This is a genomic window from Rivularia sp. PCC 7116 (genome assembly GCF_000316665.1).
Lineage (GTDB): Bacteria > Cyanobacteriota > Cyanobacteriia > Cyanobacteriales > Nostocaceae > Rivularia.
This window is the reverse complement of the sequence record NC_019678.1, coordinates 5,970,788-5,983,280: the sequence shown is the minus strand read 5'-3', so window position 1 is coordinate 5,983,280 and position 12,493 is coordinate 5,970,788. Positions and strand designations below refer to the sequence as shown.

The window sequence follows — 12,493 nt, the reverse complement described above, 5'->3', positions numbered from 1 at the left end:
TTTTCTCGGCGTTGCCTAATCTCCGTATTTATGACAAGCTATACGAGCTAGAAAATATAATCTGACTATGGTAAATACTACAGCTTGCCTACTTATTTACTGTCCGGATAAACAAGGATTGGTTGCTAAAATTGCGAATTTTATTTACTCAAATGGTGGTAATATAATTCATGCAGACCAGCATACAGACTTTGAAAGCGGTTTATTTTTAACTAGGATTGAATGGCAGCTAGATGGTTTTAATTTACCCCGCGATTTAATCGCACCGGCTTTTAATTCTATAGCGCAACCTTTACAAGCTCAATGGGAACTGCATTTTTCTGATAGCATCCCACGTATCGCGATTTTTGTCAGCAAACAAGAACATTGTTTATTAGATTTACTTTGGCGACATAAAGCAAAAGAGTTTGTTGCCGAAATTCCTTTAATAATTAGCAATCATCCGAATTTAAAGCAAATAGCAGAACAATTCAATATTGATTTTCACTATCTACCTATAACTAAAGCCACAAAACTAGAACAAGAGAAAAAGCAATTAGAATTACTATCTAAATACAAAATAGATTTGGCTATTTTAGCAAAGTATATGCAGATTCTCAGTAATGAATTTGTCGTTGAATTTCCTCAGATAATTAATATTCATCATTCATTTTTACCAGCTTTCATTGGTGCTAATCCATACCATAAAGCCTATGAAAGAGGAGTTAAAATTATCGGAGCTACATCTCATTATGTTACAGCAGATTTGGATGCAGGCCCCATCATCGAGCAAGATGTTGTAAAAATTAGCCATCGCGATACTATTACAGATTTAATCCGAAAAGGCAAAGACTTAGAACGAATTGTGTTAGCAAGAGCAGTCCGATTACACTTAAAAAATCGTGTTTTAGTTTACGCAAATAGAACTGTAGTATTTGAGTAGGTTTTTATCAATATAGAAAATCAGTCATGGATGATGGTTGAGAAGATGTTACAAAATATTATTTTTTATCTTTAACCTTTAAATCTATATATGTAATATCCCACTTTAGTTTACAGTTAGAGAATAATAAAAATTATGTCTTGCTTTTCTTCTAAACTAAAGTATGAAAATCAACCGCTTTTATTATTTTATTTTTACAGTCAGTTTGATTTTTTGTTTGTGGTTTAATAATACTCTTATAGCTGCAACTCCGGTATCGGCAAATTTTGTAAAACAAGGCATAGAACTCTACAATGCAGGTGATTTTCCTGGCGCAATTAATGTATGGCTCAAAAGTATTTCTACAGAAGACGATCGCAAGACAGAAAGTGAAATTGAGATACGTCAATATTTAGCGCGGGCTTACCAACAAATAGGTCAAATCGATAAAACAATAAATTATTTGAATCAAGTTATTGAATATTTTCGCGCTACTAATAACCAGCAGCAAGTAGGGCGGATGTTAACAGAAGTTGCTCAAGCATACAGCGATTTAGGACAGCATCAACGGGCAATTAATATCCTATGTGGAGATTTGCAACAACAGCAAGTTTGCAGTCAAAATAGTGCGTTAGGAATCGCAAGAGTACAAAATGATAGTTTGGGAGAAGCCGCCGCAAATGGAAGTTTAGGAAATGCTTTGTATTTTTTAGGTGAATATGAAAAAGCAATTCAAGTACTTGGAGCAAGTTATAAAAAAGCAGCAGCACAAAACAATTCAAACTACTTAATGGCTGCTGCTAATAATTTGGGTAATCTTTATACCAGTTTGGCTCAAAGAAATTATCGCTATGCTAATTTTGCTTCTCAAGCTGACGATAATCAAGCTGTAGCAAAATTTATACAGCAAGCTAGGGTTTATGAAAATAACGCAATTAATTATTTTGAAAATAGTCTCAAGTTTGCACGGCTGCAAAATAACGTCAGTGGGGAAGTATCGGCTTTATTAAATTTGGTTTTACCTTACCATCGCTCTCAAAAGCAAAATAATTCCGGTGTTAAACAAACAAAAAATTTAAATCCACAAATATTTAAGCAAATTGAAACGAATATAGAAAAATTACCAGCATCGCGACAAAAAGCTTTTTCGTTAATTAAGTTAGCGAGGTTAATGCAGCAGGTAAATAATGATGCGGATATTTATACATCTGGATATCAATGCTTTCAATCAGAAATTTCACCAAAAATTTTTAATACATTAAATCAAAGTTTAACGATTGCTAAAAATATTGGAGATAAACAAACACAATCTTTTGCTTTAGGTTGGTTGGGACAAGTTTACGAATGCAGCCAAAATTATCCTACTGCTTTAGAATTGACTAACCAAGCTCAAATGACTGCTGCAACAAAAGAAAGTCGTTATCTATGGGAGTGGCAAGCAGGAAGAATTTACCAAGCGCAAAACAAAGAATCACAAGCAATTAAGGCTTATGAAAGCTCGGCAAGTACTCTCACCGATATTGAAAAAGATATTGCGATCGCTAACCGAGATGTACGTCTAGATTTCCAAGACAGCGTTGAAAAAATTTACCGTCAGTTAGCACAATTAAGAATCAACAAAGCTCGTCAATTAAGTGATGGTAATCCTTTAGAGTTACAGCAAAATTTAAATTCTGCATTGAAAACTCTGGATGAATTAAGAATAGCAGAGTTAAGAAATTATTTAGGTAGCGATTGCGATTTAGAGTTAATTGATAAACCCATTTCTGAAGTCGATAAAAATACGGCTGTATTTAGATCGATTATCCTAAAAGATGGAATTGCCATCATTTTAATGCTTCCGCAAGCCGATTCAATTAAATTTAAAATGCATTGGGTTGCGATTCCAGAGAAAGACGCTGTTGAGACGGTAAATGAATTTCGACGTAGTTTAGAAAAACTTTCGGATAGAAGCAATAGTTACCGAGAAAAATCGCGGAAAATCTACAATTGGTTTATTACTCCCTTCGCTAAAGATTTAGAACAAATCAAGACATTAGTATTCGTTCAAGATGGAATTTTATGGACTATCCCAATGGGAAGTTTGTACGACGGAAACCAATTTTTAGTTGAAAAGTATGCCATTGCCAGCACACCCAGTTTATCTTTAACTAGTCCCCAACCTTTAGATACACAAGGTTTAAAACTGCTTGCTTTTGGATTAACCGATGCTAGCGCCATAGATAAAAATACATTTTATCCACCTCTAGGTGCGGTAAAAGCAGAAATGCAGGGTATTAATAAAGTTATACCCAACAACAAAATACTGCTAAATAAAAACTTTACCTCAGAGCAATTAAAACAAAAACTTCGTGATTACCAACCTAACCTTCTGCACTTAGCAACTCATGCCAGGTTTGGTTACGATTCTCAGCAAACATTTTTAATCGCAGGAGAGCAAAAGCCAACAAATAATTACAACAAAACGATTACTTTAGGAAATCTCTACAAAATTATCCGAAATACTCAAAGCGGTGATCATCAAGCACTGGAATTATTAACCCTGACGGGATGTCAAACCGCAGTCGGCAGCCAGCGAGATGCTTTAGGAATCGCTGGTGTATCTTTACAAGCGGGAGCTAAAAGTGCGGTTGCATCTCTTTGGAATATTGATGACGAAGCAACGGCAAAATTAATTGTCCAATTTTACGATAATTTACGTCAGGGGATGAGTAAAGCCGAAGCCTTACAAGCAACCCAAAGAGCTTGGCTGGCAGAAAATCCAAAAGGGCGTTATTCTCATCCCGGCTACTGGGCACCTTTTGTATTAGTGGGCAATTGGTTGTGATGTAATTTTTTGCATCTATTTGATTTCTATCAAATGAATCTGACTATTTTGTAGTTTTTTAAGTTCGGATGGCTTTAAGGCGATTTTATTTAATAGTGAAAGCTTTAATTTGTTCATTGTTGATTGCTGTGAAGCAGAAGATTTGTTTCTCGTTAATACAGCCATCAAAGCATCGTATAATAAACCATTTTTAGCGTATAGCATTGCTTTTTGATCTTGATTAACTGCTCGGGTTAGTTCGGTTTTGAACTTGGGCTGCATGGGAACTACTTTAAGTTCTGCTTCCGCAAATAAATTACTTGACGGACGATTGCGATCGCAAACTAATTCGACTTGCCAAAGATATTTTTTTCCGGTTGTGAGAACAATATTTTTTGGCATTGTTAATACCATTATTCCAGGTTTGCTTTGAAATTCTTTATCTTGAGTTGCTTTGATTAATTTGTATTCTTGTTTTGCAGTATCTTCTTTATAAAGTTTGAACTGTATTTGTCTTGGTTGAGAATCGCGGACAAACCATGCAAAAATCGGATTTTTCGTAACTGTCTTAGCTTGAGTTGAATCGGGTGAAAGTAAAATTAAAGCTGGCGGGGCATTTTGCGAAACTAATTCGTTATTGCTGCAACCCCTCGAACCAGCAGATCTACCATTTGTCTTTGGTGGAGGTTCATCGTAATTTCTTTGGTTACCATTAGCCAATGAAGGTATATGTAAGCAAGAAAACGACGTTAAAGTTATAACAATGACAGTGATTAGCCTTTCAAAATATCGCATAATTGCTTTGGTAACTATGGAAATATCTTATACAACTATTTGAATATTTTCAGTTTGTTTAATGATTATTCAATATTTAATTGATTTACCCATTACACCTTCTTCCCAAAACAATGCTACCATCTTCCAAAGTAAAAATATCTTCGGATTCGATAACTAATGGAGTTACTTTTTGCGGATTTGATGCTTGTTGTTGATTATTTTTAGGAACCGAAAAAGTTGCAAAGTTTGAACTAGAAACGCCATCTGGAGTGGTTGCTAAACCCCCGGAACCTGTAACGATAAATTTACCCCTATTTCTACTACTGGGAACAAGACAACTGGTTGCAACTAAATTATCTGTATCAATAATTCCTTCTGGAAGTTCGGTAATTTGCTGGCTGGGATCGATATCGGGAGTATCAATCTGGATAATTCCATCTATCCCTAACTGAGAACTTGCATCAATGCGCGTATTGGGAGATTGAAATAAACCTTGGGTAGTAATATTAATATTCCCTCCGCGCCCCTCTATTGCTTGAGCTACAATTTCGCTGTTTTCTAAAATTGCTAAAACATCAGTATCAATATTAATATTTCCACCGGTTGAAGTTCCGTTGGCATTAGTCTTAATTTCACTATTGCGTCGGATTATTAAGTCTTGGGATTTTACAGAAATATTACCTTGAGAACCTGCATAAGTTACCGCACCAAGTGAACTTCCATCTACTAAACTAATAGAATTAGCTTCTATTTTAAGATTTCCCGTATCGCCAATACCTATATTATTTACGGTAATATCTCCTTGGTTTTTTACAATTATATTTTCGGCAGAAATGTTTACGTTTCCGGAATCTCCTTGGGCGCGACTTCTGGCTGCAATTTTACTACCGTTAACTTGTAAGTTTTGAGTTTCAATTATTATAGTACCTGCATTTCCTGTCGCTTGAGGAAAACCCGATTGCGAAGCTATATAACTAGCAAACCCAGAAACAAACTCGGGATTTGTAGTTGTCAAATCAATATCATTTGCCTTAATTGTCACGTTTCCACCATTACCAGAACCGTTAGTACTAGATGATATACGCCCTCCTTCAAGTAATCGTAGCGATCCAGTTTGAATATCTAAATTACCACCATTGCCGCTACTTCCAGGAAATGTGCCAATAAAAATGTTACTAGCTAATCCATTAGATGAGTTAATACCAATTAAATCAATTTCATCAGCAATTATTTTGATATTTCCAGAATTTACTTCTGAAGATGTTTTTGCTGATATCTGTGCTCCATCAATAATTCGTAAACGTCCAACCTCTACTTCTAAAGAACCAGGTTGATTTTGACTCGATGATTTTCTAGCTTGGCTTGAAGCACCAAAAGCACTAGGATACGTAATTGAACCTATAGTACCAGTACCAACCAAATCTATTTGTGATGCTTTAACCTTCAAACTACCTACATCACCAGAACCTTGAGTCCCAACAGCTATTAATCCTCCATTAGCGACTCGCACTGTAGAAGCTTCAACATTTAAGTTACCTCCATCACCACTACCTCCTCCATCAGACTGAGCAAACAGGCTGCTAGGACTAATGTCTGAGAAACCAATTACTTGTATATCAGTTGCTTTAACGTCCAATTCTCCCGCATTTCCCGACCCAAAAGTACTAACTGTTACCGACGCACCATTAGTAACACTTAAATTATTGGTTTCAATACTTAATTTACCTCCATTACCAGTAGCATTATTTTCAGAGACGGCAAATAAACCTGTATAAAATCTATTTCTAATCAATTCATTTATTTTGGGTCCAACTAAGGTTAATGACTCAGAAGCTTTTACGTTCAGTTCTCCACCAGAACCATTACCAAGGGTATTAGTCAAAATCGACGAGTTTTCTGACAATGAAATACGCTTTCCCCTAAGAAAAACGTTACCACTGCGATTACCGCTAGTTTCTATAGATGCAGCATTATTTAAACTGATATCTAAAAATTGTTTAACATCTTCGTAGCCCAATTCCCAACCCGAGTTGATTGGAATCAAGCTTACATTACCGTTGCGAACGCTGCCAATTTCAACATTTCCGGAAAAGGTAGTTAAATTACCACCTTCTAATAAAACATTACCACCTACTAAAGCTAAAGTCTGATTATTTGCGACTTCTAATCCGATTGGTCTATCATCTCTTACCAATGAATTATTTTCACCCAATCTTAGATTACTTCCCGTTCCCTTAACTGTAATACTCCCCGGATTTGTACCGTACTGCAAACCCAAGGGAGTACTAATAGTTAACAAAGGTTCTTCTTGCAGGTTTAGCGCACTAAAAATACTTCCATCGGCAAAATTAATACTATCAGCAGTGCTACCAAAAAACGAACCGCCGATATCCAACTTTGCATCTTGACCAAAAACAATTCCTCGGGGATTAATTAAAAATAGATTTGCGTTTCCTTGGGCTTCAATTAAACCGTTAATGTCAGAAACCTTACCCCCCGTAACCCGATTAATTATATTAACAACATCAGAAGGATTATTAAAAACAGCCGAACCACCATTAGGTATAGAAAACTCTGCAAAACTATGGTATAAATTATTTCCGGCTCGACTTCCGTTATTAATATTAAAATTCAATTGGTCATTAGTAGTTACATTAGTATTTAAACTTCCATCCCTAGATACTTGACTAAGCGCCATCTTAGGAGAAATAAATAAACTAAGAAAGCAAAATGCGGAATATAGGGAATGAGAGAAAGTTTTCATATCAGTTATCAGCTATAACCGGGTTTTTGATTATTAGATTATTAGGCTGATATTACTTAAATCAAGGGGATTTGAGAGTAATAGCAGGCATTTTTTATTTTTGGACTTAAGCAAATTTACGATTTAAGAAGCTTTAGAGAATTGTCAATTAAAAAAATAATATTTAACCTTGTGCTTGCCTAAGTCCTGAATTTAATAATATTCAATCATGCCTGCCTAAAAAATTGCAACAAATTAACTATCTTGTAAACTAGCGTAACCAAAAGTAACATTAAATTCTTCACACCAAATTGCTACAGATTGAAAATCTTTTAAATCGAAATTGTCAGGGATTTCGTAATTTTGAGCGCCATCAAATTTTTTTAAAGATGCCAAAGTAACATAGTTTTCTTCTTTTAGATTCACCGGTACTGTATTATTACGGTGAAGCACAACTCTTACTTTTGGACCTCTAGCTGTTGTGAAAGCTTTATCAAATTGCAAATAACGCTTACCATTGACCTCAACAATTTTAGCGATTCCGTTAGTAGGATGGTCTTGCTCGGTGGTAACAAAACTTCCCGATGCTATTAATTGAGGTTTTGCTGCTAATAAAGTTGTGTTATTCGCTGCGGGTTTAGCTGCTGAAGCTGTAGATGTATTAATTGCTAATTCGCTAACGCTACCCAATAATACGATAGATGCAATTCCGAAGCCAGCTAATTTATTGAACATTTTAGTTTCCTCTGGGTGAAAGTTGTTTGTTTTCCTTGCTTAATTACTAATATGAAGCACGACACTGAGGGTGTAATGAATGCTATCTGAACCTTGAGTAAGAGTTAAATGAGAAAAATGAGAAGAAGGAATTGGGTATTGGGGGATAGGTAAGTAATTGGACAAAAATATTTACAGTCATTGCGGGGGAAGCGAAGCAATGTAATTAATTCTGTCTGATACCATTTCTTTATCAAGATGCGCCTAATTTAGCCCCTGAAGAGGGGCTTCGTTTGTTTAGCCCCACTCTTCCAGGGTGGGGGCTTTTAGTTCTTGCCCCTTTACCCAACTCTCTCTAATTATGAAAGTACAACAGTACTGGCAGCAGGGGTAATCTCAAGGTCTAAACCGGCAGCTAATATAGCAACTTCAGAACCATCTACAGATAGTAGACCATTTGCAGGATTATAAGCAGCATCATTACTTCCTACGATTAATATAGAATCTTCGCCTTTTTCAAAATCGAGAAGTACATCAAAATCACCACTCACAAACTGATCTGTAAAAAATTCAAAAACATCGCTACCTCCACCACCAATAAGAAGATCGGAACCTTGATTCCCGACAATAACATCGTCTCCCTCTCCACCTCTGACAACATCATCACCGAAGCCACCGAACATAAAATCCGTACCTCCAGCACCCATGATGTTGTCGTTTCCAGCACCCCCCATAATCACATCAACTTCATCACCACCAGCAGCTACATCATTGGTATCAGGGAAAAGCAGAATGTTGGTTTGCCCTTCTTTTCCTACAGCAAATATACCTCCACCCTCTTGAGGCTCATCAAAAAACATTGCACCTGCAAAATCAGTAATAAATAGTGGAACTGTGCTGCCTGCTTCTAAAGTAGGTGCCATTTTCTCGTATCTCCTATTGAACTTAGTATGTTTTCTAATGCTCCTTGACTGTAATTAATGGCATCGAAAGAAAAATTAGAGTTAGATGAGGTGAAAATTAAACTAAGGTGAGAAAAAGGATTAGGGAGGGGGAAGCAGGGGGAGAAAAGAAACCCTTTAAAATTAATGAAATCGAATAGTAGTAGTTCAAATCATTAATTCTCAAGGATTGTAGAAAGATAGCAGTAATCATATTTAAATCTGGGTAAACTGATATCAGAAATAAAAATCCAGGTGTGGCAGAAATATAAGGGCTAGAAAAGCGAACACCAATGGAGTTGTAACTCATGACACCTCAAGATTTTTTAGATAGTTTGGCTTCAGCACAAACAGATTCACAGAGGCTAGCAATTTTTGCTCAATACTTGGATACAACTGCGCTGGATAATGCCACAACTCGCATGTGGAGAAAGCTTTCTTACAGTGGAGAGATTGAAATGTCACTCAAAAATCTTGCTTTTCACTTAGAAGAACTTTCCGAGACATTGACTTAAAAAGTTTACCCCTCTCCTTATAAAGGGAGAGGGGTGCCCGTAGGGCGGGGTGAGGTAGCGCTTTGAAGCCTAATGACATAAAAAACTGTACTGACGAAGCCCAGTTTCTGACACTGCTGCAAGATATGGGTTAACTTGCACTCTGGTTATTATTAACAAACAATTTTTTTCAAACCCAATCTTTCTAGAAATATTGATAGCAGTAATGACATTACAAACAATACTATCCAACTGATAATTTTGATTAAAATCATTTGTATAAGATTGAAACTTGTTTCGCTGAATAATTGCGTACCAATAGATAGAAATATTTGCGCTAAAATACCATTTATACAAAAAATTCCCAAACTGTATTTTGATAAGATTTTGACAATTTTAACAACTGGTATTGGTAAACTATTTTCGTTAACTGATGCAAAACATATAAACATCATCGGTACGCTCAAAATACAGGAAAATGCTGCATAATCGAAGGGACGTAAAGTGCCTGTCACCATCGAACTTAATACTTGATATTCAGCCATCATTGTTGCAGCGGTAAAGCATAAAATTAATATTTTATGAGTTTTAGTTAAAGAATAAGATGTTCTTTCTATCCAATCAAAGTTTTGATAAATATATACCCCTAAAGCGATGTAGCCAAGCCAGTAAATAATAAATGGGCGCTCTAAAAATAATAAAAGCTGTAATACTGGATTTACAAAAAAACCGCCAATTGTAGCGTAAACAAATAGTAATAATATAGCTTGAATAATAATTAAATTGAAAATGTTTTGTTGCTGTTTATACAGCCATTCTCTCATTAATACAAAATTCCATAATACCTGTATGAGAACTATAAAGTAATAGGCACCTGTAAATATTTCCCCTTGGAAGATTGCCGCAATAACTTCTAAAATCGAATTTCCGTTAATTAGTTTTAATGCTGTTGCGATGCTAAACCAAAATAAAATCGGTATTCCTAAACGATGCAAACGTTTTTTAAATAAAGGTTTTTCTGAATCTGCGGGAGAGTCAGAAATTTGCCTTTCAAACAGCACTAAGGAAACAGTCAGAAGAACGGGAACGCAGAACCTCAACGGCGCAAATAAAGTTTCTAAAGTTTCACTACTATTAAGAAAAGTAGAACGAGGAATAAATATAGCATGAAAAGAAACTACGGCAATTATACTGATTGCTTTTAATAGCTCCAGAAAAAATATTCTTTCTGAGGTTTGAGAAGACAATGTATTTTTTGTTTGTTGCTGCATATTTTAATATAAGTTAATAGAGATAATTTTTATCTAATATGGCATATAAATTGCATATAAAATTAAGCCATTGATTGATGGCTGAAATATATGCTATTCAATATTTTATTAGAGGATGTAAGGATGCGTCATAAATAAAACTTGTAAATATTGACTTCCCCCTAAATCCCCCTTAAAAAAGGGGTTGAAGGGGGATAATCTGATAGTTGGGCTAAAAACTATACTTTTCAAAACATCCTCTTAGATAGATGACCAAATTGATTTCAATGAAGAAAGACTTTCTATAAACTTATTGTATGACTGGTAAATTTTGCTAATTGTTAACCGATAACTTATTATGATTTTTCAGAGCTACTATTCAAGGATATTCTGACTACATGAATTAATAATCGCGGAATTCTACCCCAAGAAAAAATTGATAATCCAGCAATATAAATAGCAATCAGTAAAAGTGGTTGAAAAATATTGTGTAAAAATGTAGATAAAGGCAAATAAATAACAGTTATAAGCGCTACCGTAATAGTAAAAGTTGGTAGCATTACAGGTTTGAGCAAGTCGATAATATTCCATTTTGCTGCATGGCTAACCGCCAACCAAAACCAAATACTTGCTGCAATACCCATAACTATAGCAACAGCGATCGCAACTCCTGCGACTCCTGCCAAACTAGCTCCCACAAAGAAAGCTGGAATTGATAGCGGTACCAGAATCCAATTAATGGCAGCGTTAATCCAAGGTTTATCTATAGCATTCAAAGCTGTACCGAGAATAGACATAAAACCTCTGGCATAAGCAAAAATCAAGACAATTTCAAAGATGCTTACTGCCGATGTCCATTGCTCGCCATACACTAAGGGAATAATCCACGGTGCAATTACAAAACCTACACCATAGATACCGGCGTAAAATACAGCATAAATTTCCAACATCTGACAAAGATAAATTTTTCTGGCTTGGTTATCTCGTTGAGACATTACCGACAAATTCATGCGGTTAATCTGCGACAGCGCAAATGTTGGTAACATAGCTAGCTGATAAGCAAGATTGTAGTATCCCAAAGATTTTGCACCAATTAACCTACCAATAATCAAATTATCGGCATTCGTATTTACATAAACGGCTAAATTAATCCCCACCAAGCTACTAATATAAGTGCGTACTTCGCGAATTGCTTGGGAATCTGGTTTGAAATAATATTGAAAACGATATCTACTAAATTTTCGCTTCAATAAAGCATCAACTGCTGACATTGCAATTTCCGCAACTGCAAAACTCCATATTCCACCCCCAAGAAACGCACAAACCACCGCACCAGCAAAACGCGCAAACCCCGCACAGCTATCTGCGATTGCTAACTCGCGGAATTTCATTTCTCGTTGCAGTACGGCACCGTGAGAACCCGCGCCAGCAGAGACAATAAATATACAGGCTACAGCCAAAGTTAGCGGAAAAACTAAAGGCTCTTTAAAAAAAACAGCTAGCGGATAACCTGCTAAAGCTTGAATTACAAACATGCCAATAGAGATATTTACACCCAAGCTATAGACAGCATTTACTAGTTTTTGATCCTCCAAACCCCGCTGCACTAATACCGTTGCGATCGCAGCATCTTTAAACAGCGAAGCAAGCGTCGTAACAATCAACACCATACCCCAGACACCAAAGTCTGACGGTGACAGCAGACGAGCCAGAAATATCTGAGAAATCAGTTGCGAAACTTTCGTAAAACCAAAACTTGCAGTTAACCACAAACCGCTTGCAGCTATTTTTTTTGTACTAATTTGCGTCATGTATTAAACGAAGGAAGAGGGAAGAAGGTTGGGATTGGGGATTGGGGATTGGGCAT

At 36.0% G+C, this 12,493-nt stretch carries 9 protein-coding genes; 3 read left to right on the top strand and 6 right to left on the bottom strand.

Annotated features, from left to right (window positions below; translation table 11 throughout):
* The first annotated feature begins 67 nt into the window (after positions 1 to 67).
* Together purU and RIV7116_RS23095 are read left to right on the top strand one after the other, a co-directional pair.
* Positions 68 to 922 carry a formyltetrahydrofolate deformylase gene (purU, locus tag RIV7116_RS23100; protein WP_015120741.1) on the top strand — a complete coding sequence of 285 codons (855 nt, stop codon included), beginning with the start codon at positions 68 to 70 and terminating at the stop codon, positions 920 to 922.
* Between the two features lie 163 nt (positions 923 to 1,085).
* The gene (locus RIV7116_RS23095) at positions 1,086 to 3,728 is read left to right on the top strand and encodes a CHAT domain-containing protein (RefSeq protein ID WP_015120740.1); all 2,643 of its coding nucleotides are present in this window, start codon (positions 1,086 to 1,088) and stop codon (positions 3,726 to 3,728) included.
* 15 nt (positions 3,729 to 3,743) lie between these two features.
* Here the strand turns inward: RIV7116_RS23095 and RIV7116_RS23090 are convergent, their stop codons facing one another.
* The 4 genes from RIV7116_RS23090 to RIV7116_RS23075 form a co-directional block, all read right to left on the bottom strand.
* The gene (locus RIV7116_RS23090) at positions 3,744 to 4,427 is read right to left on the bottom strand and encodes a DUF928 domain-containing protein (protein WP_232435717.1); all 684 of its coding nucleotides are present in this window, start codon (positions 4,425 to 4,427) and stop codon (positions 3,744 to 3,746) included.
* A gap of 160 nt (positions 4,428 to 4,587) precedes the next feature.
* A complete protein-coding gene (locus tag RIV7116_RS34115; protein ID WP_015120738.1) occupies positions 4,588 to 7,248 on the bottom strand; it encodes a filamentous hemagglutinin N-terminal domain-containing protein in 2,661 nt (886 codons plus the stop codon).
* A 234-nt stretch (positions 7,249 to 7,482) separates the two neighbouring features.
* Positions 7,483 to 7,962, bottom strand: coding sequence for a DM13 domain-containing protein (locus tag RIV7116_RS23080; RefSeq protein ID WP_015120737.1), 480 nt, complete (start codon positions 7,960 to 7,962; stop codon positions 7,483 to 7,485).
* 338 nt (positions 7,963 to 8,300) lie between these two features.
* A complete protein-coding gene (locus RIV7116_RS23075; protein ID WP_015120736.1) occupies positions 8,301 to 8,864 on the bottom strand; it encodes a calcium-binding protein in 564 nt (187 codons plus the stop codon).
* Positions 8,865 to 9,190: 326 nt separating this feature from the next.
* On the opposite strand from RIV7116_RS23075, the gene RIV7116_RS23070 reads away from it, so the two are divergent.
* Entirely contained in the window at positions 9,191 to 9,397 is a 207-nt protein-coding gene (locus tag RIV7116_RS23070; RefSeq protein ID WP_015120735.1) for a hypothetical protein, read from the top strand.
* A 152-nt stretch (positions 9,398 to 9,549) separates the two neighbouring features.
* Here the strand turns inward: RIV7116_RS23070 and RIV7116_RS23065 are convergent, their stop codons facing one another.
* Both RIV7116_RS23065 and RIV7116_RS23060 read right to left on the bottom strand, forming a co-directional pair.
* On the bottom strand, positions 9,550 to 10,647 hold the full coding sequence (locus tag RIV7116_RS23065) for an acyltransferase (protein ID WP_015120734.1): 1,098 nt from the start codon (positions 10,645 to 10,647) through the stop codon (positions 9,550 to 9,552).
* Positions 10,648 to 10,982: 335 nt separating this feature from the next.
* Positions 10,983 to 12,437 carry an oligosaccharide flippase family protein gene (locus RIV7116_RS23060; protein ID WP_015120733.1) on the bottom strand — a complete coding sequence of 485 codons (1,455 nt, stop codon included), beginning with the start codon at positions 12,435 to 12,437 and terminating at the stop codon, positions 10,983 to 10,985.
* Between the last annotated feature and the right edge of the window lie 56 nt (positions 12,438 to 12,493).

Bases quoted from the DNA above. Each gene is read 5' to 3' on its own strand.
- RIV7116_RS23075 (WP_015120736.1), bottom strand. From the start codon at position 8,864: ATGGCACCTACTTTAGAAGCAGGCAGCACAGTTCCACTATTTATTACT.
- RIV7116_RS23080 (WP_015120737.1), bottom strand. From the start codon at position 7,962: ATGTTCAATAAATTAGCTGGCTTCGGAATTGCATCTATCGTATTATTG.
- RIV7116_RS23065 (WP_015120734.1), bottom strand. From the start codon at position 10,647: ATGCAGCAACAAACAAAAAATACATTGTCTTCTCAAACCTCAGAAAGA.
- RIV7116_RS23070 (WP_015120735.1), top strand. From the start codon at position 9,191: ATGACACCTCAAGATTTTTTAGATAGTTTGGCTTCAGCACAAACAGAT.
- purU (WP_015120741.1), top strand. From the start codon at position 68: ATGGTAAATACTACAGCTTGCCTACTTATTTACTGTCCGGATAAACAA.
- RIV7116_RS23060 (WP_015120733.1), bottom strand. From the start codon at position 12,437: ATGACGCAAATTAGTACAAAAAAAATAGCTGCAAGCGGTTTGTGGTTA.
- RIV7116_RS34115 (WP_015120738.1), bottom strand. From the start codon at position 7,248: ATGAAAACTTTCTCTCATTCCCTATATTCCGCATTTTGCTTTCTTAGT.
- RIV7116_RS23095 (WP_015120740.1), top strand. From the start codon at position 1,086: ATGAAAATCAACCGCTTTTATTATTTTATTTTTACAGTCAGTTTGATT.